Annotated in this window: 14 protein-coding genes; 3 read left to right on the top strand and 11 right to left on the bottom strand. The window is 38.9% G+C overall.

Annotated features, from left to right (window positions below; genetic code table 11):
- Positions 1 to 175: 175 nt before the first annotated feature.
- On the top strand, positions 176 to 3,217 hold the full coding sequence (locus tag VOI17_RS04300) for a VPS10 domain-containing protein (protein WP_323756010.1): 3,042 nt from the start codon (positions 176 to 178) through the stop codon (positions 3,215 to 3,217).
- An 81-nt stretch (positions 3,218 to 3,298) separates the two neighbouring features.
- On the opposite strand, the gene VOI17_RS04295 is transcribed toward VOI17_RS04300, so the two are convergent.
- The 10 genes from VOI17_RS04295 to VOI17_RS04250 form a co-directional block, all read right to left on the bottom strand.
- Complete coding sequence (locus VOI17_RS04295; RefSeq protein ID WP_323756009.1) at positions 3,299 to 5,908, bottom strand: ABC transporter permease; 2,610 nt, start codon at positions 5,906 to 5,908, stop codon at positions 3,299 to 3,301.
- Positions 5,905 to 6,243: a PadR family transcriptional regulator gene (locus VOI17_RS04290; protein ID WP_323756008.1), complete on the bottom strand. Its 339-nt coding sequence runs from the start codon at positions 6,241 to 6,243 to the stop codon at positions 5,905 to 5,907. The genes VOI17_RS04295 and VOI17_RS04290 overlap by 4 nt, the downstream gene beginning before the upstream one ends.
- A 198-nt stretch (positions 6,244 to 6,441) precedes the next feature.
- Positions 6,442 to 10,107: an ABC transporter permease/M1 family aminopeptidase gene (locus VOI17_RS04285; RefSeq protein ID WP_323756007.1), complete on the bottom strand. Its 3,666-nt coding sequence runs from the start codon at positions 10,105 to 10,107 to the stop codon at positions 6,442 to 6,444.
- Between the two features lie 10 nt (positions 10,108 to 10,117).
- Positions 10,118 to 11,005, bottom strand: coding sequence for an ABC transporter ATP-binding protein (locus VOI17_RS04280; RefSeq protein WP_323756006.1), 888 nt, complete (start codon positions 11,003 to 11,005; stop codon positions 10,118 to 10,120).
- Between the two features lie 253 nt (positions 11,006 to 11,258).
- On the bottom strand, positions 11,259 to 12,587 hold the full coding sequence (locus VOI17_RS04275; RefSeq protein WP_323756005.1) for a Gfo/Idh/MocA family oxidoreductase: 1,329 nt from the start codon (positions 12,585 to 12,587) through the stop codon (positions 11,259 to 11,261).
- An 81-nt stretch (positions 12,588 to 12,668) separates the two neighbouring features.
- Entirely contained in the window at positions 12,669 to 13,388 is a 720-nt protein-coding gene (locus VOI17_RS04270) for a DUF1080 domain-containing protein (protein ID WP_323756004.1), read from the bottom strand.
- 53 nt (positions 13,389 to 13,441) lie between these two features.
- The gene (locus VOI17_RS04265) at positions 13,442 to 14,062 is read right to left on the bottom strand and encodes a DUF1080 domain-containing protein (protein ID WP_323756003.1); all 621 of its coding nucleotides are present in this window, start codon (positions 14,060 to 14,062) and stop codon (positions 13,442 to 13,444) included.
- Between the two features lie 127 nt (positions 14,063 to 14,189).
- Entirely contained in the window at positions 14,190 to 14,723 is a 534-nt protein-coding gene (locus tag VOI17_RS04260; protein ID WP_323756002.1) for a HEAT repeat domain-containing protein, read from the bottom strand.
- 86 nt (positions 14,724 to 14,809) lie between these two features.
- The gene (locus tag VOI17_RS04255; protein ID WP_323756001.1) at positions 14,810 to 15,850 is read right to left on the bottom strand and encodes a response regulator; all 1,041 of its coding nucleotides are present in this window, start codon (positions 15,848 to 15,850) and stop codon (positions 14,810 to 14,812) included.
- A gap of 43 nt (positions 15,851 to 15,893) precedes the next feature.
- Positions 15,894 to 17,759, bottom strand: a complete 1,866-nt coding sequence (locus VOI17_RS04250) for a PAS domain S-box protein (RefSeq protein ID WP_323756000.1) — start codon at positions 17,757 to 17,759, stop codon at positions 15,894 to 15,896.
- Positions 17,760 to 17,941: 182 nt separating this feature from the next.
- Here VOI17_RS04250 and VOI17_RS04245 point away from each other — a divergent pair, with 182 nt between their 5' ends.
- Both VOI17_RS04245 and VOI17_RS04240 read left to right on the top strand, forming a co-directional pair.
- A complete protein-coding gene (locus VOI17_RS04245) occupies positions 17,942 to 19,180 on the top strand; it encodes a sterol desaturase family protein (protein WP_323755999.1) in 1,239 nt (412 codons plus the stop codon).
- Positions 19,177 to 19,551, top strand: a complete 375-nt coding sequence (locus VOI17_RS04240; protein WP_323755998.1) for a hypothetical protein — start codon at positions 19,177 to 19,179, stop codon at positions 19,549 to 19,551. The genes VOI17_RS04245 and VOI17_RS04240 overlap by 4 nt, the downstream gene beginning before the upstream one ends.
- A 260-nt stretch (positions 19,552 to 19,811) precedes the next feature.
- Here VOI17_RS04240 and VOI17_RS04235 read toward each other — a convergent pair whose 3' ends face one another.
- The gene (locus VOI17_RS04235; RefSeq protein WP_323755997.1) at positions 19,812 to 20,642 is read right to left on the bottom strand and encodes a S1 RNA-binding domain-containing protein; all 831 of its coding nucleotides are present in this window, start codon (positions 20,640 to 20,642) and stop codon (positions 19,812 to 19,814) included.
- Between the last annotated feature and the right edge of the window lie 64 nt (positions 20,643 to 20,706).

Here is a 20,706-nt window from a genome sequence, read left to right as displayed (position 1 = left end):
GTCTACTTTCTTCCAAAGATAATTCGAAGCAAGATAAATATTCCTTTTAGTACATACTAAATGGTAAGCTGTTCATTCGCATAAATATGTCCTTAGTAATCACCATTAAAGTAAATTGGTGAATGATATGCCTTTTAGATTTTGTAATTTCCCTTTCAACCTTATTACAAAAACAATGAAAATCAATCGATCCTTATTTACGCTTATTCTGTGCATCAGCGCCTTGCTTTTGCCCGATAAAGCAATGTTTGCGCAAGCTCAAAAACAGACCTTACCTGTTGATCCCTCTTTCTACAAAAACTACTCGTGGCGAAACATTGGCCCAGACCGTGGTGGACGTTCGTTAGGGAGCTCCGGAAGCCCAGGCCGACCTAACGAATACTATTTTGGTGCTACTGGCGGTGGTTTATGGAAAACTGTTGATGGCGGAAATGAATGGTTTCCTGTCACCGATGGCCAAATTACCTCTTCTAGTATTGGTGCTGTGGCCGTAGCAGAAACCAACCCAGATATTGTTTATATCGGAGGTGGAGAAACCCAGCTTCGTGGTAGCATTACCCAAGGTGATGGCGTGTATAAAACCACCGATGGTGGAAAAACATGGAGGGATATCGGACTGAAAGAAACGCAAGCGATTTCAAGGATTAGAATTCACCCTACTAACCCCAACATCGTTTATGTAGCGGCTTTAGGTCACCCCTATGGCGACAATGAAGAACGTGGTGTTTTCCGATCGAAAGACGGAGGAAATACCTGGGAAAAAGTATTGTATGTTAGTGATAAAGCCGGTGCTGCTGATTTAATCATCGACCGTACCAATCCTAATGTACTTTATGCCTCTACTTGGCAGGTGTACCGTAAAGCATGGAAAATGTGGGGCGGTGGCCCAGACAGTAAGCTTTTCAAATCATTAGATGGTGGCGACACTTGGATCGACTTGACCAAAAACCCTGGAATGCCAGAAGGGCCGATCGGTAAAATTGGAGTAACGGTATCCCCTGCTGACCCCAATCGTGTTTGGGCAACTGTTGAAGCCAATGAAGGCGGTATTTTCCGTTCCGATGATGGTGGCTGGACTTGGGAGCGTGTCAATTCAGAACGTAAACTACGTCAGCGTGCCTTTTATTACTCAAGAATCTATGCCGATCCATTCGATAGAGATGTGGTATACGGCTTGAATGTTGGTTTCTACAAATCTACGGATGGCGGAAGAACCTTCGATATAACCATTCGACCACCTCATGGTGATAACCACGATTTATGGATCGATCCAAATGACCCTATGCGAATGATCAGTTCGAATGATGGTGGAGGAACTGTAAGTGTGAATGGCGGCCAATCTTGGACGGATTTAGATTTCCCTACCGCTCAGTTTTATCATGTTATGACTACTAGTGATGTACCTTATCATGTCGCTGGAGCTCAGCAAGACAACAGCACACTGGCCATGCCTAGCCAAGGCAGAGGGCCATCTTATTCTGTTGGTGGTGGAGAAAGTGGTTGGATTACCCAAAGCCCAGTTGATCCTGATGTATTTTATGCAGGAAGCCAAGGCGCTTTGTTAACGCGTTATAACCGTAGAACAGGCCAATACAGAGATATTCAGGTGTATCCTAGATTTTTCTCTGGTGAACCTTCAAGTGCTTTGCCAGAAAGATGGCAGTGGACTTTCCCGATTATGTTCTCACCAAAAGATCCATCGGTAATGTACACGACATCGCAACATGTATGGAAAACCACCAATGACGGACAGACTTGGGAAAAAATCAGTCCAGACCTAACCTATGCCGACCCTGAAACTTTGGGTGTAACGGGTGGTGTAATTACGATGGATATGAACGGTCCAGAAATTTATGCCACTGTATTTGCTTTGGCCCCTTCTAACTATGACGTGAATACCATTTGGGCTGGCTCAGACGATGGTAAAGTGCATATTACCAGAAATGGTGGAAAGAAATGGGACGATATCACCCCTAAAGACCTTCCTAAGTTCTCAAGGGTGAGTATTATCGAAGAAAGTAAATTCAACCCAGGCACTTTGTATTTGGCAGCCAACCGTTATCAGGTGGATGATAGAGAGCCTTATGTGTTCAAAACCACAGATTATGGTAAAACATGGACAAAGATCATTACTGGTATTAAGTCAGGTCATTTTGCCCGTTCCATTCGTGAAGATTTAAAAGTACCAGGGCTATTGTATTTGGCTACGGAACACGGTGTATATGTTTCATTCAATGATGGCGCCATGTGGCAATCATTGCAAATGAATTTACCGGATACCCCTATCCGTGATTTGGTATTGAAAAATGATGATGTTGTATTAGGATCTCATGGCCGAGGTTTCTGGATTATGCATGATGTAGCTCCCTTGAGAGATGCCGCTTCAATGAACATGAATCAAGTAAAACTATTTAAGTCAGCCAACCCGATCAGAGGTGTTTACAGTGCTACCATTCAGTATTACTTACCAAAAGAGGCTAATAATGTGACAATAGAAATCATGGACGCCAAAGGTAACCTCATTGAAACTTACAAGGGTACACCACCTGAAGGAAGAAGATCGCGCGTAGCCACTGGCAAAGGCTTAAATGACTTTAATTGGAATTTGCGCTATCCAGGTGCTACCACCTTTGAAGGAATGATTATCTGGAGTGGAAGACCTCAAAACGGGCCTCTAGCGCCATTAGGTGATTATCAGGTGAAACTCACCGCGGATGGAGTGTCTCAAACTAGTACATTCACTGTAGAAATGGATCCGAACTTAGAAGGCATTACTAAAGAGGATATTCAAAAGCAATTCGATTTGGCCGTGCAGATTAGAGATAAAACTTCAGCCGCTAATGAAGCCGTAATTCAAATTAGAGATATCCGTAAGCAAGCCGAAGCATTATCCAAATCAGACGATGCTGGTCTTAACAGCGCCATCAACGATATGCTTGAAAAAATGAAGGTCATTGAAGAGGATTTATACCAAGTGAAGAATCAAAGTGGTCAAGATCCACTCAACTTCCCTATTAAGCTCAATAACCGTTTGGCTTCTTTAAGACGAAGTGTTGAAAGTGGTCAGGCGAGACCAACAGATGCTTCTTATGTGGTATTTGATGAGCTTTCTGCTGAATTGAAAATGCATTTAGACAAACTGGATCAAGTATTGAATTCTGATCTAAAGCAACAACCGCTTTCTGGTAAAATCACATTAGAGAAAAAGGGCAACTAATCTAGTTCCAATTAACAAAAAGGCTTCCTTCTATGTCTGTAGACATTGTGAAGGAAGCCATTTTTTTTAGACACCGTTAATTCACTCGTACCTCAGTGAGTCGATAGGATTGAGATAAGCTACTCTCAAGGTTTGCCAACTAATGGCAATTAAAGCAACCATGGTGACCAAAAGTCCTACCAAGCCGAAAACCCACCAGCTAATGGCAACGCGGTAGGCAAAATTATCGAGCCATTGTTTCATTAAGAACCAAGCCACTGGGCAGGCTAAAATGAAGGCAATAATTATAGAGTTCAGAAATGAACGGCTCAGTAACCAGAAAACATTGCCAGCATTAGCCCCATTTACTTTTCTAATGCCTATTTCTTTGGTTCTACGTTTGGTTTCGTGGAAAGCAAAGGTGAATAACCCTACTGAGGACAGTAATAACGCAACAATACTTAAAGCCAAGTAGATTTTGCCTGTCTGCTGCTCTTTTGAGTACTGTTGGGCAATCTGCTCTTCCATAGTGGTATAGGTGAAAAAACCTCTTGGATTGATCTCATTAAACAACTCTTCTAAAAAACTGAATATCTCAGCTTGTTTTTCTGGCTTTACACGAATCAGTATATCACTGTCCATATAGGTATAGTACGAAAGCACTAACGGTCGTATTTTCTGCGATAAGTGTTCATAGTGGTAGTCTTTTACCACACCAATGATATTATAACTCACTGTTTCATTGGAGCGAGAATTAGTGGTAAGCTTCACTTGACCAATATCATCGATGCCCCAATATTTCATGGCAGCCTCGTTAATTACCAGTTTTGGAGAATTATTGGTATCCAATGAATCAGCAAAAAAGCGGCCTTTGACCAATTGCAAACCAAACAGTTCACCGTAATGTGGATCAACAGACATACTGTTCACTGAATTATAACCATCCTGCGAACCCACTACTTTCCAATCATTTTGATAGGCTATATCAATAGGCATACTGCCTTGTGAAACAGCCATAACATTAGGCTGTTCCGCTATATGCGACATCACATATTGAAACTGCAGTTCCATGTTTTGCTGAGCCAGACTGTCTTGAGCTCCATTAGGCGACAATTCAAAAAAGTCAGTTTTAATGATGTTGGTCTGATTCAAGCCTGTGTCCTTATTCAGCATAAAACGGAGTTGCAGAAACACTACTGAAGTTGCGACTAAAAGCAATACGGTTACGCTGTATTGAATAGTCGTCATCACACGTTGTGAACGAGGTATTTTCAGCATATTCGCTTCCCCCGAAATGGCCTGCATCGTTTTAATTTTGGCAGTTTGAATAAGTGAAGTGATTATGGAGATCATAACAATAATACCTATGACTGTCAATAAATTGAAAAGGTTACGAATTGGATAAAAATCCAAAGAAAGTTCCATTGTATTTACATACCAGGGGAAGGTAAATTGATAAAGCAGATAAGCCATTCCTGAGGCTACTAAGAAATAGAGTAATCTACTCACTACTACCTCAAAACCAAGGTCGAATTTACTGGCACCCATCACCTGTTTCACACCTAACTTCTTAACTAAAGTCAATTGCAGTGTGGATTGTAAATTCACAAAGCTAATGAGCGTTATAAGGAAAACGATGGCAGCCACAAATTGCATGGTCTTGAAGCTCGTGCTGTCGCCATATTTCGAGAACAGTGAAATATTAAAGGGACGATCATTGTAGACCGTATTCAATGGTATGGTAGAAATTTGGCTATCAGGAAAGCGGGCATTTTCCCTTCCTACTGATTCAATTTGCTGATTGAAAACCTCACGATTGAAATTATCATTCACCAAGAGTAAATCCTGTGGCATTCTGCGCCAAAAGCCCTTTGATTGTCTTGGAACCAGAAAATCAAAGGATATTGAACTGTTTGAAGGGATATTGGCGGTTATTCCAGCTACCTTATAGGTGCCAGTTTGATCGCAGCGGATTGACACCAATTTACCCATTGGGTCTTCATTACCAAAAACACGTTCTGCGAATTCCTGCGTGAGAACAATACTACTTGGATCGTTCAAAACGAATTGATCACCTCGAATCAATTCGAAATCAAAGAAGTCGAAAAATGTGCTGTCCGCTATCAATGCTTTTCCTCCAAATTCAACTTCTTCCTTAATCAGCTTGATTTCATCTTCTCCATAAGTATGTACAATCAGGCTTTTCTCTATTTGAGGAAACTTACTGTAATCTAGATTGAAAATTCGTTGAACATGTAGCGGTGACAATTCAGCCTTGGGATTCAGTTTTGCCACAGCAATGTAAATTCGATCTGACTCACTATGAAACTGATCCATGCTTTGTTCATTTTGAAGCCAAGCATTAATGAGCTGAAAACAAACGGATCCAAAAATGAGCGTAAGAAGGCTCATGGTGGCTACCATTCGGTGTTTGAAATAATTTCTTGTTGCGCTTTTGACCATTAGTTTAAACATGCCGAAATAATTTAATTGATAGGAACCAGACATTCCACGGAGTAGACTGGGCCTTAATAGTTTGAGTGTTTCTATGATATATCGCCTTTTGGCACGGGCAGGAGAATGCATTTCTAGGTAATCTGCAAATACCTCTTCCATGTCTCCCTCTATCTCTTCTAAATAATGTGGCTTGACCAAACCACGAAGAAGTTTAAGGGGCCATTTGGGTGGATGAATATGTCCTTTGGGATTCATGAATTTGGAAAGCTCAATGAGGTTTTTGGAATTGCACCCCACAATTGAGCGCGGATATCTTTCATTTCGTTAAGCACTCTTGTGCCAGATGCGGTTACGGTATAAATACGTTTTCGCTTACCTCCTCTTTTCAGCGTTGTTTCCCCAAACTCTGAATCTAAATAGCCTTTCTCTTCTAGTCTCTTTAAAGCTGATTGAACCGAACCTACGCTTAACGATTCTTTTAAACGAACTTCTAAATCGCGTTTAATTTCGACTCCATAAGCCTCCTCTCTTAAAACTAGCACCGTTAGTAGCACCAACTCTTCGAACTCTCCAAGTTTAGTTTTCTTCATTGTATATTAATCGTAATTGCAGTAAATATAAATAAAATTATTTTAGTCGCAATTGCAGTTTTAATAAAAGTCAATGTGGTTGGCTATAGTGAGTACAGTTCAAAACAACAAAAAGTCCCAGTCTGATTAACAGCTGGGACTTTTTGTAAATAAATCAGATTTCAACTAATTCTAAAAAGGTCTCTTAAAGGTTCAACTCTATTCTTTGTTAGAAGAACTTTCAACTTCTACATCCACAACATTGTCATCTGGCATCCTATCGATTAATTTATTGTAAGGATCAATCCCAGCCCTGACTGGGACACCTTTAACCCTGACTGTTAAACTCGTTTGACCAGGGCTAATTTTATGCTTTTGGAGATAAATAGAATTGGTTCTAGTTCTTCCGTTTTCATCTTTATCATCTTCAGAGAACACTCCTATATCAATAAAGTCGCCTAAGTATTCAGCCTTAGATTCCATTCCTGCACTGTCGGCATATAGTTTTTGAGAGTTGATATCAAATGTTACTAAATACTCATCCTCAGCAATTTTCTCAGCCTTTACTTGGTTTGCTTTGTTTTCATAGAGCGTGATTTTATTCCAAGTATCTTCTAAATAATATTGAAGGCTATCTGGCGTATTCTCTGCTAAGTGTCTGTACAAATCAGTGCTACCAGCGAATGGTGGCGTTTGTTTTAAAGCAAACTCATCTGCAAAGCTTCTCAAGGCTGTATTCATGGCCTCTTCTCCAATATAATCGCGCAAACCGTAAAGTATAAGGCTACCCTTGTTGTACCATTGATAAGCCCTATTACAGTTAATGAAAGTATTCTCTTTCTTACTTTCATTCGCCCTACCAAATAAGTAATCGTCTAACTCATTTCTTAAGAAATACGTCATGTTATCCTTACCATATTGTCTTTCTGTAAGCACTAAAGCAGAATATTCAGCCAGTGCTTCAGAAACAAGGTTGGCTCCTCGGGTGTAATTAGGCGCAATTTGATGTCCCCACCATTGGTGTGCCAACTCATGTGCAGTAACGAAATAAGTATAGTCAAAATCGTCTGGGTCATCGAAATCTGCCAACCAACCAAAGCCTTCGGAAAAAGGAACCGTATTCGGGAACGACTGGGCGAAACTAGCATATTTAGGGAATTCGAGTAAACGCATTTGTCTAAACTGAAATGATCCATAGGTCTCAGAAAAATACTTCAGCCCATCTTTATAAGCCGCCTCAAATCGATCTAAGTTATAATCATGGTCTGAGTGGTAGAAAATTTCAATATTCACCTTTTCTCCGTTTGGAAGCTCTTGCTCTGACTTTAGCACGTCATACTTTGCTGATACGATGTTGAAAAAGGCTTGAATGGGTGTGTCTTGGATATAGTGAAAATAACGTCTCCCATTTTCTACCCATTCGCGTTGCAAATAACCTGGTGCAATCGCAATTTGATCTGGCACGGTGCTTATGGTCGCTTCAAACTGAATGAAATCTGCATCATCAGTAAACAAAAGTGTACGCCTACCCAATTCGTCATCATGAGCGGGTAAATCATAATCTTTGGCCGGTAGATCATACTTTTTCCGCTCACTGTCACTGGTAAGTTCAACCTGAGGATTGTAACCTATTGTGGGTAAAGTTTCTGAGGTGAAAGTGCCATTATAAACTATATCTCTTCCGGAACCAGCGTTTGGAAAACCTTTAAAGATTCTTTTGCTATTCATTACCAAGTTCAGCGTATCTCCAGGAGCCATAGTTTTGGGTAGTGCCATAATTCTATAATTACCCAGTCTTGGTTTCTTTCCAAACACTTGGAATTTCCTAGGTGCAAGCTTCATTGGGGTTCTATATTGAAGCGTATCTTTTCCAAACATTACCACTAAATCAGAAAGCTGACCTATATCTAAGTGTAGTGAGTCAATATTGCTATCAGTTTTGTTGACCAAGGTAACTTCGGCATTAAAGTGCGCCTCTCTGTCGTATGGAAAAAGATCCGCTTTCATATTTACACTTGTCAGTTTTGGCTGAGGTAAATGCTCATATTGTTTCAGCTGTTTCTCATAACTCACAGATGACAATGTGGCCTCATCAGAAGTAAGATAGTTATTATCATAAACCACACTTTTAAAGATATAACCGCCTAAGGCTATTGTAATGATTAAAAACAGATAAGACACTTTAGCATTGGCAGAAGTTAGTCTACCTCTGGCGACCCGAAGTCTACTTTTGAATCCGTCATCAGTACCTCGGCTAAAAAATATGCTGAAGAATAAGACCAAGAATATACCAAATGCTGTCCAGTAACTATTGAACCAAAAAAGTGATTCTCCAAAGTGCCCTAAGCCATTCATTTCAGACCAACTGAAGCCTGGTTTATACGAAAAGAAGAACATATTGAAATCATAGCCTGCAAAGTTCCTCAGGATTAGCATTGCAAGCCACACAACCACACTTGTGGCATGACCCGCAAACTTATTATTCACAAGCAAGTGTATAGCAAATACGAGCATGACCATCTGTAAGTAATCAGGAAGCGCTATAAGGAAAGCATCAATTAAATAGACATCCAAATGATAATTGAAGTAGCCATTTAGCGTCTGAGTAACCAAGCCTGCAAAAACGGGTACTAGAGTGAGTAGCACACAAATAAAGGCCATTCCAGCAAACTTAGAGGCCACGATTGCGCTATCTTTTACTGGAAAAGTATCATTGATTGATGCATAACCACTCGCTTTATCGCGATGGAGTGATTCACCAGTGAAGAATACGATGATGATGAAAACAAAAATACCATAAGTAAAACCTCTATTTGCTACTATGTCAGACGTAACTGGTAACGAAGACACTCCATAGAGTGGAAAGCCAAACCAAAGGTCAACAAACAAAAATATAACTCCTCCTAGCAGAATTACCTTGAAGTAAACATCCTTTAAAACATTTTGAACCTCAATTTTCGCCAGTGTTTTGAAGCTTGACCATTGATATTTGTTGGTAAAACTCACATTTGCTACTAGTCTTTTTATGCTGCTGATTTTTGTGGTTTCTTTTTCTTTTTTAGTCTTGGCTACTTTTGGTGAAAAGAAGTTTTCAAAATTAAACCTTGCATAAGCACTTACAAAAAGAACCGCGCCAACCCCAAACCACAGAAGTCTGTTCAATAGGAGGTTTCCTTCAACCTGCAATAAAAAATTATTCTGCTCATAAGGAGTTAGGTACCTCGTTTGAATGTCAAAAGTGTTCAAACCAAAAGGATCTAAAATCTGAGCAATGCTACTACTCGCTACGTCTTCTGAAAAAATACTGGAGAGCATATAAATAATAAATACAATAATTCCTCCTGCGTAAATTGCCTTAATGTTTTTGGTAAATACGATTACTGCAAAAAACAGGGTACCCGCCAACCATAAATTAGGTAAGGTAAGCGTAAGCCAAGGGTACAAATAGTTCATCAACAAATTTGGGCCGTACCTCGAAGCTTCTTCCCAGCCAAGTGCAGGGCCTATTATACTCCCTAGGTAAGACCCTATTATTGACCCAAATGAGATGAAAACGAGTATAAAGAAAGACCCCCAGAATCGACCCATAAAATAGGCTGTTTTTGAAATGGGATAACTAAAGAGGAAAGTCCCTGTTTTATGTTCTAGGTCTCTATAAATAGGCACTCCCATTACAGCCGAAGCTAGAAAAATACCAAACAGCGACATGGTGAGCTGTAAGAAGGCCAATGTTATGGGAGCATTGTGAAATACCTTTTCGGTAGCTGGCGTATTACCAACACCAACTAATACAAATGACACCAGAAACAGCAATGCAAAATATATGTAAGTAGCAGGTCTACTGAACCGATACTTCAATTCGAAGTTGAAAATATTAAAAAACATGGAGCACGGATTAAATAGTGATTGGATCTACTTTTTTAGAGATGTTACTGAAATACACATCCTCTAAATCTGCTTTAGAAGCTTCAAACCCATTGCCAGGTGAAACATCACTATAAATACGTAAGCTTAATCGCCCCTCTTTTAGTTGTGTAGAAATTACCTGATGGCCCTCGCGGTATTCATCTAGTTCTACCTTATCTATCGTTTTAGCATATATTTTACCATCCATACTCTGAATACCCTCTGATGGCTTTCCTTGCATTAATACTTCTCCAGCACAAATAATAGCCATATTAGAGCATAAAGTGCTAACATCTTCTACTATGTGCGTAGATAGAATTACAATCGTATTCTCCCCTATTTCACTTAATAAATTGTAAAACCGATTACGTTCCGATGGATCAAGCCCTGCTGTAGGTTCATCAACAATAATTAAGGAGGGATTACCGGCTAAGGCTTGTGCAATACCGAAGCGTTGGCGCATCCCCCCAGAATAAGTACCTAAGGCCTTCTTACGGTGCCTGTAAAGGTTAACCTTTTCCAGCAGTCCATTGACCAACTCTTTGCGCTCTGACTTATTCCCCACTCCTTTCATCTGTGCAATGTGGTCTAACATTACCTCGGCACTTATTCGTGGATAAAGCCCAAAATCCTGCGGTAAATAACCCAGTTTCTCTCGTATGGCTTGCTTGTTTTCAGACAGGTTGATGTCATCTAGAAAAATCGTTCCCGAATCCGCATCTTGAAGAGTGGCGATTGTCCTCATTAATGTTGATTTACCAGCGCCATTAGGGCCTAGTAAACCAAACATACCTTGGTTGATGGTCAGTGAAACATTGTTGAGGGCACAAACACCATTTGAATAGGTCTTTGTAAGGTTTTTGATGGTTAATTGCATGGTTGTTTTGGTTGGTTGGTAAAAAATAATCGTTAGAAGATACGTGTGATTATTGTAACTCACAATATAAATTTTATCATTCACCATAAATAATCTGTTGATAGCGAGGTTTTTATAGTTCAAATGTGGATATACATCGACTATGGAGCACTGGTGACTGTCAAGTTTGGCATAAACAAAAAAAGTCCCAATCGTTGATTCGACTGAGACTTTAAATGATAAAGTAAGTTTTTAGTAAATGAACCGAAGTCAATTAAAACTCGCGATACTCTCCATCTAAAAAGGCATTGGCTGCCTCTTCTTTGAAACGGGCTGTTTGGTTGTTCCAGTGCAGCTTTTTGTTTGGGAATCGGCCTGCGATCACTCCTAAAAGAATGGTTTCTGTCAGTCGGGCTGCGTATGAAAATGGTGCACTTACTTGATCTTTACCCATACAAGCATCCACAAACTGGTGGTAGTGCTTCTTGCTTTCTGCACCATAGTCTTCCGTAGGACTTCCTACATTTGAGAAAGGCTCCAAGTCAATATCTACATATTCCCCTTTAACAATGTGTTTAGGAAGCTGCATAAAGTGCGGTAGCAAGAGTCTACCCTTCTCACCAATAAACATAGCCCCTTGGTCAGGCAATTGGTCGCCATTCGGCAGCTTCAAATCTTTATGGTTTTTAGGAGCACCAGGACCATCGTACCACACCCATTTAAACTTCTTGGTAGTGTATTCTGTCCCTGGAAATTCATAAGTAACTATGTTGTTTTCTGGAAATCCAAAACCCGTTGGTTTTCTACACTTAGTTCGAATCGTTTTCGGGATATCTAGGGCCAAAGCGTTGTAAGGGGTATCAAAAATATGTACGCCCATATCCCCTAAGGTGCCACAGCCATAATCCATAATCTTTCTCCAGTTTCCTGGGTGATAAACTCCTTGTTTATAGGGTCTTTCAGGCGCTGTTCCTAACCAAAGGTTCCAGTCCAAAGTATTTGGTACGGGATCGCTGCCTTCTGGTGCAGGACCATCAAAACCCCAGTTCTTTGGAGACCAAGCATGCACCGCTTTCACTTTACCGATAATACCTGATTGAATCAAAGCCGTTCCTAATTTGTAATCGTAGAATGAATGCACTTGGATACCCATTTGAGTAATCAAGTTTTTCTCTTCTGCCATTTTACGCATGGCACGGGCCTCAGTAACATGGTGCGTCAAAGGCTTTTGACAATACACAGGCTTATCCATGCCCATGGCCATCATTGATGCGGGTGCATGCGTATGATCCGGAGTAGAAACCACTACAGCATCAATGCTTCCTCCCATTTCCTTAAGCATTTCACGATAATCCGTATATGTTTTTGCATTAGGGTGCATTTTAAGCGCAGCAGCCAGATTGTTGGCATCAACATCGCAAAGGGCAGTTACTTCTACCGCTGCGTGCGATGAGATAGCTTTTAGGTCTTCCATTCCCATACCACCTACTCCAATATGAGCAGTTCTGAGTTTGTCAGCTTTTCCCAATGCCCATAGCGATGATGGAAGCATGGAAGCTGAAGTAAGTATGGCTGCGTTTTTTAAAAAGTCTCTTTTGTTCATAATAATGAATTAATGAGGAAATGAATTAGGGGGTTATTGAAATAAGGAATTAATGATAGAATGAGTTAATGAAGAAATGGATTACAGTTTTCTGATTTTGATATTCTTAAACCAAAGTGGGCTATCGTGGTCTTGCAAACCGATATATCCCGTTTTGAATGAACCGTATTTTGGATAATCTTTCCATTTTCCAACAGATTTACGCTCATACCAATCGTCTGACCAAGGCACAAACGACACAATCATCTTTCCATTTAACCAATGTTCAACACGCTCTGGGGTGAAGGTGATTTTAGTAGTGTTCCACTCCCCTGCTGGTTTAACGATTTTCTGCGTAAGATCAGGAAGATGCATGGCGTAATCTGCGCCAGTCTTTTGCCATTCTTCGAGTTTGGCGTTATTGATTTCTTCCCATTTTAGGTCATCTAGTAATTGGTATTCAGGGGCTACAGCCGCAGGGCCTCCTTCAATACCTTCTTTCAAATGATAGAAAACACCGCTGTTTCCACCTTCTGGTATTTTCCATTCCAAGTACAACTCAAAGTTGTCAAATTCTTCTGCAGCATAAATGATGTCTTTCCCGCCTTGGCGCTCAGACTCTAATTTTTTTTCAGTGTCAAAAGTCAGAGCTCCATCTTCAATGACCCATTGGGGAGGAAGATCTTCTCCATTATAGGCCCTCCATCCTTCTGTACTGGTGCCATCAAACAGGTAAATCCAACCATCATCTTCGGTTTTTGAACCAGAACTACATGCCGAAACTGTGGCAGCCAAAAGTGTAAGTAGAAAGAGTTTTTTCATCTTTGTGATTATTGATTTTATATTCATCATTTCAGTTTTTAATCAGGTAAAGGTTATTCGGCCTCTATCGGAGTTAATTTAATATTTCTCCAGCTTACTTTAATTCCGCCACCATCATGGATTTGAAGGGCGATGGAGCCTTTGCCAGCACCTATTTTCTCATCTACCAAGTTGATCATTTGAGTACCATTTAACCAAGTTGTCACTTCTGGTCCTACTACTCTAATTTTCATTGTATTCCATTCCCCCATTTTCAGGGCTTTGTCTTTTTCAGCGTCAGGTTGAATTAACCAACCACGGCCGTATGATTCATAAATACCGCCCGTATTGTCGCCTGGAGGGGCTACTTCTACCTGCCATCCACTCACCTTAGTACCTTCTACTGTGGACCTGATAAATACTCCACTGTTGCCATTGGCATCTTGTTTAAAATCAAGAGTCAATTCGAAGTCATCATAAAAGTCTACTGTAGAAAGGTAGCCATATTGGGCAGCAGGTCCACTTTCGCAAACTAAGAGTCCATCTTCTACATACCACTTTTCTTCTCCGTGATTCACCCAGCCCTCTAAATTTTCACCATTAAATAGATCAATGGTATTTGATTTTGGAGTGCATGCTACAGAAAAAAGTGATAGAACGATTGCGACAATTGAATATTTGGGATTGAATCTCATAAAGCGATTTTAGTTTGGCTTATTGGCATATGTGAAAAAATATCTAGCGCTGAATGTAAAAAATAACTCTATTAAAAACGAAAAAAATTAGCTAATCGGTTCAATGCTTAGTCAGTCATTGATAACTCTAACTTTGAGAATCATCGATAAAACCCTTGAGGTCATTCAACCTTTCTTCAACTTCTATTTTTTGAAGCATAAAGGCTTCATCTTGTTTTACATTATTAGAGAAATGAACCCAATGTTTTTGCGCCTTTCTCAACACACGAGGTGTAATATTAAATTCCTTGTGGTCTAATAAGTCTTCGGCAATACGCGAGACTTTAAAGCTACCGAAAAGGTACAATTTAAAAATATCTACATAACTATCACTCACATCGAAACCTTCTAAGGCCATTAATAAATCACCCAGTATTTCACTATTTTCTTTCTTCTTAAAAGCCTCAAAAAGCGAAGATAATGCAGCTGAATTATTTTCGATCAAGCCCAGTGTTCTAGAGGCCATAAACCGAGTTTCAGGGTTTGGGTTATCTAGCAATACGATCATGGCATTCACAACCTCTTCGGAACCAATGCTTCCTAGGTAATTTGAAGCATTAAAACTCTTATCATTTAATTCCCCCGTCAGTTCTTTGAGTGCGGTAGTGATTTCTATAGCCATTTGATTTTTTAGTAAGCATCGAAATTACATAAAATACCAGTATGCACAATTGATTTTTAGATTCCTTAATCGATTGAATAATTGTATTAACTCATAGGAAAGCTTATGTCGTAAGAAGTGCCCTCTCCTATTTTACTATTAAGTGCACAGGTGCCATTCAATAAATTTATTCTACTCTCTATATTATCGATACCAAATGATGATTTGGTATCTTTTATAACATCAAGGTCAAACCCAGAACCATTATCCTTGATCAGGATATTGATGAAATTTTCATTTTGTATCATAGAGACTGAACAGTGTGTAGCTTTCGCGTGCTTAATCATATTATTGAAAATTTCTTGCACAACTCTATAGACAGTCATGTACTTATCTTCTGAAAGGTCTTCAGAAACTATGTCATAATTGAAATCAACGTTGATACTGGCTAGTGATCGAATATCTTCCATTAATTCGCTCAAGGCGAGTTTCAATCCTGTATTTTGAATCGCATTTGGGATTAACGAATGAGCAATATTTCTTACTTCATCTACCGAGTTCTTTAATTGCTTTCTGGTTTTCGCAATCAAGGCACTGTTGTCTTCATCAAAGTCAGGGTTTTTCTTAATAAGAAGGTCTACGGTCAATAAACTTATGGTTAGGGTTTGAACAACTCCATCATGTAGATCTCTGGCAATTCTTGTTCTCTCTGTTTCGGCCCCTTTAATAATAGCGTTTATATAATTCCGCTCCATGTTATATCGATCCATAAACCATTGATGTCTTTCAATGGAGTATTCAATCGATTTCATCAAATCTTTTGGTTGATAGACCCCTTTTACTAAGTAATCTTGCGCTCCCTTATGGATGATTCTCCTGGCTATTCCTTGGTCTTCTACTCCCGTGAGAACAATGATCGGAAATTTTGGAGAGCAGCTCATCAACGACTCAAAACTGGAAATCCCAGAGGTGTCTGGTAATGTAAGGTCCAACAGCGCTAAATCAAAAGTCTTATTTTTCAAAACCTCTCTCACTTCTTTAGAAGTAGCTAATGCTGTGACTTTAGCACTGGAAAACCCAATTAAGTTTAAATACTCCATCATCAGGAATACATCGTTTTCATTATCTTCAATTAGTAAAATTTCCATTGCGGATTGATTTTTATATTTTTTCTGAAGACTTGAATTAATTCTAAGCCCCTTGGCCAACATTGATTATATTCTGCGGTATGGTGAAATGGAATACTGCACCTTTATCTTTTTCAGAGCTAAGCCAAATCTCGCCTCTGTGCTGCTTAATTACTCTTTTGCACAAAGCCAAGCCAATACCATTCCCTTCGTATTGGGCTCTTGCATGCAACCTCCTGAATGGGTCAAAAACAGACTCGTAATACTCTGGCTCAATTCCAACCCCATTGTCGGTGATCATAAAGGTATAAAGCCCATTATTCAAACTCCAATCCACATGAATCTCAGGATGGGAATCCGGCTTCTTGAATTTAATGGCGTTTGATATAAGGTTTTGAAAGAGGATATTTATTCTTCTCAAGTCACACTCTATAATGGGCAGCTTATTTTTCAAGACAATATTAGCTTTTGATTCGCTAATACTTGCAGTAAGGTCCTGTTCAAGCTCATTAAACATAACATTAAGGTCATTCGTCTCAATGAATAAATCATTATTATCGAGCTGTGAATAAGAGAGTATGTCTGAAATGAGACTTTTCATTCTTCCAGCCCCTTTTTCAATAATTTCTAAGTACTTCTCAATACTCTCTTCAACATCCCCCATTTCCATTCTTAGCAATTGAATAAAGCTGGTTATAGTTCTTAGTGGTTCCTGAAGATCATGTGAAGCTACATATGCAAATTGCTTTAATGCATCATTTTTCTTCTCAAGAAGCTCATTATACAACATCAAGGATTCCTGAATCTGAATCTCGGAAGTACGATCTCGTACAGCTCCTCTAACGATAATTACTCTTCCTGATTTATCAAATACACTCTCACCTTTTACATGAATATGTTTTACTTTATCTCCTACCCATATTCTGTGCTCTACATTAAAATCAACCCCATCATTTAAGGTGGTTTCAATTGCCTGCTGAATCCTTTCTAAATCATCTTCATGAACATATTCAACATAATTTTCAACGACCAAAGCTTTATTATCCAGCTGCTCTCTTTCAAACATATCATAGGTACCTATGGACCAATACAATTGATCTGAACGAACGAGCCATTCCCAACTTCCAACACCTGACAATTGCTCAGTTGTTTCAAGAAGGCGTGTTTTACTCTCAAGTTTACGCTGAAGTTTAAAGCGGTCTGTGATTATTCTGCTTTCTGGAATTAATAGAATTACTTCACCATTTTCGTTGTATACTGGTCTAATAGAAAAATCAATCGTTTCGGTTCTTAAGCCTTGAGTAACCTGTACGTCATATCTCACAAACTCACCTTTTGATGCCAACGTGACCGAAGAAATTAGCTTTTCAGTTCCATGGTTATCTTGATTTATTCCTGATACTTCCCAGATTTTTTTACCTATAAACTCTTCTCTTGTCTTTTTATAGAATTGAGTAATCGCTTTATTAACTTCGATAAAAGTACCATCAGTTTTCATGAGCCCAATAAACTGATACGTGTTATCGAAAATGCCCTTAAATTTGGTTCGTTGTTCTCTGAGCTCATCTTGCAACAACTTGGCCTCTGAAATATCTTTAATAAATGAAATTACAGTCTCTTGACCTTCTACCTTTTCCCCTAAAAACACACTTAACTCGGCCCATATCGTTTCTCCTTTTTTTGTTATGTACCTTTTACTAAGTTTATAGTGAGGTATTTCTCCACTTTTTAGTTTCTCGAATAGTTGCCAATCTTTGTCGACATCTTCAGGGTGAGTAATCTCTATAAAATTCACTCCTGTCATTTCATCGTTAGCGTATCCTAGAAAATCACAGAACGCATTATTGATCTTGATAATTTTTCCATCATGATTCACCAATGCAATGCCTATTACAGGGTTATTAAAGATTTGATCGTAAATGATTTCCATAAAGAAAAAGTAATGGCTAATACTTAGTTAATATCAATTCAACTAAATGTACATACATTTCATTGTATAATCTCCATTTTTTGGACTTACCCTTTTCTGTAACCTTTTATCCACACTAATGTTTGATATAACTCTTGAAACTTATGGGGGAACATGATACCTTAGGTAATTGATATAGCCAGATGATCTTAGACCCAACTGTCATTGCAATTCCTGTTTACTTCCTTCTGATAGGAATTGAATTAATAGTGCACCGTGTTCAAGCAGTTAAATCATATAGGCTAAACGATGCCATTGCAAATATTAATTGCGGGGTAACTTCACAAGTGACAGGGGCATTCCTTAAAGTATTAAGTATTGGAGTTTATACAATAATATTTGAGAAGGTCAGGGTAATGGATTTACCCAATTCAGCCATTGTATGGATAGGTGCATTTATAGCATATGACTTCTTTTATTATTGGGCCCATCGAATGAGTCATGAGGTAAATTTGTTTTGGGGTGGCCACAGTGTACATCATCAAAGCGAAGAATATAACCTTTCAGTAGCTTTAAGACAGAGCTCAACTCAAACCATTTGGACATTCGCTTTTTATATTCCAATGGCTTTAGTTGGTGTCCACCCTATCCTTTTGGTTTCCGTTTCTGGGTTTAATCTTCTATATCAATTTTGGATTCATACTGAGTCCATCAATAAGCTACCTAAATGGTTTGAAGCCATATTTAATACGCCTTCACACCATAGGGTTCACCACGCCAGAAACCCAAAATATATTGACAAAAATCATGCTGGTACTTTTATCGTTTGGGATAAGCTTTTCGGTACCTTTAAAGCTGAAGAAGAAAGGCCTATTTACGGTATTACAAAAAACTTAAACAGCTGGAACCCTGTATGGGCAAACCTGGCTCATTATTCAGACATGTGGGGGGATATCAAATCCATTCCAAATTTCGGTGATAAATTTCGATATGTCTTTGAGAAACCGGGATGGCTACCTGATTATATGGGAGGTTATAGGGCTCCTCAAGATGTAGACACAAATACTTATCAGAAATTTAATACCAATACGGCTGCTAAGCTCAATGTCTATGTATTGGTTCAGTATATTTTGTTACTTGCTGGTACTTCAATGTTTTTATTCAACTTGGACAAAATGCTGCCCACTGATAAGTTGATTTTCGCTGGGGTTATTGTTTTCTCGGTGGTTTGCTTTGGAGCGCTGTTTGAAAATCGTAGTTGGAGCTTCTTCATGGAATCTCTTCGCCTAGTTGTTGTCATCTCTGCGGCTTTTTATGCCTTCATAGGAATGAATGCAAGCTCAATAATGATTATACTTTCCATTACGCTTCTTATCGTGTTTCAAATTTGGTTGATGCAGGTACGCAAAGTAACTTTGCCAGCCAAAGCTCAATTGGAATGAAATCATCTAAACTAAAAGTAATTACATTATTCTCTCTCTTTCTATTTAGTACCGCGTGTACTAAAAAAATAGATGTGGGAGATTTTGATTCTGAAAAATGGATTGGTGATCAAGATGGTTGTTTAAACCAAAGGGCAGAGATGATTCAAGACTTGATTAAAATCAAACCAAACTTATTGGCCTTATATCACAAATCAATAATCGAAGTCTTGGGTAAACCCGAAGCCGAAGAACTTTATGAAAGAAGCCAAACTTATTATTGGTATTATATTGATCCATCTCCAAAATGTGATCAACCTTCGGAAAACCCTAGAAAATTATCGATTCGTTTTACTGCTATGGGCATTGCCAACGAAATTGATATTAAGTAGTGATAAATGGATTTCCCACTAATCGTTGAGGAAATATGATTCCACCCGCTAAATAGTTCGTTAATTTATTTATTGTAAAATATTATTTTACAAGTCAGTATTTTTACCTAATTTAATGGTGTCTATCGGTTTAACGTCAATAGACACTAACAAGCTTTAAGCGCTCTATTTTAGAATGGAGTGTGTTAGTTTAATCAAACTAAGTTTAAGTTAGTTTTAGTTTTATAGGTAGTTTATGTGAAGGTTAGTCTCTCCTCAGGCTAACCTTCTGCTTTTAAACGCACCTCATGGTCAAAGATTTCTACTTGGCCTGCTTTATAAAGGCCACCTAGGATTTTCTTGAAGTTCTTTTTGCTCATTCCGAGCTTATATTTTATCTCTTCTGGGCTGCTTTTATCTCCTAACGCTAGACTACCTGTAATTTTAATCTTATCCAGTACAATTTGACTCATATCCTTTACAGCTTCATAACCTTGCTTTTGTAAGGAAATATCAATTTTACCATCCTCCCTGATTGCTTTTACATAACCAGAACGCTCATCACCAATTTCAACATGATCAAAGATTTCGTTATGAAAAACCAATCCTTGGTAGGTATTGTTAATCACAACTTTATAGCCCAAAGTAGTCTCTTGCCAAATATGAATACTTACCTGCTCCCCTTCCTCTAATTCGTCTTTGTGTGGACTCAGGAAAGGCCCAATTTTAGTTGTACCAATCATCCGATTGGTTTTAAAATCTAGAAGTACTTTAACAACGTACTTATGGCCTGTTTCCATCCTTTGGCCTTGCTCTTTAAAAGGAACCATCAAATCTTTTTCCAGGCCTATATCCATAAATGCACCCACACTCGACACTTGCTTTACTTCTAAGCTGGCAATGTCACCTACCTTTGCAAAAGGCTGAGCAGTTACAGCAATGGGTCGACCTAATGAGTCAACATAAACGAACACTTCAATGTCATCTCCAATGTTCGTATCCGAAGGCACATATTTCATTGGTAAAAGAATATCTTCTTCGCCATTAGTCAAGTATAAACCAAAATCTACTTCACGAGCTACTTTTAATACGTGGTTTTTACCTATTTCCATGCTCATTATGATTTATCTTTTACTAATTTAGTTTACCAATCGACAAAGTTATGATTAACCAATC

Origin of the sequence: Roseivirga sp., from assembly GCF_034669765.1 — a bacterium.
Lineage (GTDB): Bacteria > Bacteroidota > Bacteroidia > Cytophagales > Cyclobacteriaceae > Roseivirga.
This window is presented reverse-complemented; position numbering and strand designations above follow the sequence as displayed.

Coding starts and splice junctions, on each gene's coding strand:
- VOI17_RS04300 (WP_323756010.1), top strand. CDS start 176: ATGAAAATCAATCGATCCTTATTTACGCTTATTCTGTGCATCAGCGCC.
- VOI17_RS04295 (WP_323756009.1), bottom strand. CDS start 5,908: ATGAATCCCAAAGGACATATTCATCCACCCAAATGGCCCCTTAAACTT.
- VOI17_RS04290 (WP_323756008.1), bottom strand. CDS start 6,243: ATGAAGAAAACTAAACTTGGAGAGTTCGAAGAGTTGGTGCTACTAACG.
- VOI17_RS04285 (WP_323756007.1), bottom strand. CDS start 10,107: ATGTTTTTTAATATTTTCAACTTCGAATTGAAGTATCGGTTCAGTAGA.
- VOI17_RS04280 (WP_323756006.1), bottom strand. CDS start 11,005: ATGCAATTAACCATCAAAAACCTTACAAAGACCTATTCAAATGGTGTT.
- VOI17_RS04275 (WP_323756005.1), bottom strand. CDS start 12,587: ATGAACAAAAGAGACTTTTTAAAAAACGCAGCCATACTTACTTCAGCT.
- VOI17_RS04270 (WP_323756004.1), bottom strand. CDS start 13,388: ATGAAAAAACTCTTTCTACTTACACTTTTGGCTGCCACAGTTTCGGCA.
- VOI17_RS04265 (WP_323756003.1), bottom strand. CDS start 14,062: ATGAGATTCAATCCCAAATATTCAATTGTCGCAATCGTTCTATCACTT.
- VOI17_RS04260 (WP_323756002.1), bottom strand. CDS start 14,723: ATGGCTATAGAAATCACTACCGCACTCAAAGAACTGACGGGGGAATTA.
- VOI17_RS04255 (WP_323756001.1), bottom strand. CDS start 15,850: ATGGAAATTTTACTAATTGAAGATAATGAAAACGATGTATTCCTGATG.
- VOI17_RS04250 (WP_323756000.1), bottom strand. CDS start 17,759: ATGGAAATCATTTACGATCAAATCTTTAATAACCCTGTAATAGGCATT.
- VOI17_RS04245 (WP_323755999.1), top strand. CDS start 17,942: ATGATCTTAGACCCAACTGTCATTGCAATTCCTGTTTACTTCCTTCTG.
- VOI17_RS04240 (WP_323755998.1), top strand. CDS start 19,177: ATGAAATCATCTAAACTAAAAGTAATTACATTATTCTCTCTCTTTCTA.
- VOI17_RS04235 (WP_323755997.1), bottom strand. CDS start 20,642: ATGGAAATAGGTAAAAACCACGTATTAAAAGTAGCTCGTGAAGTAGAT.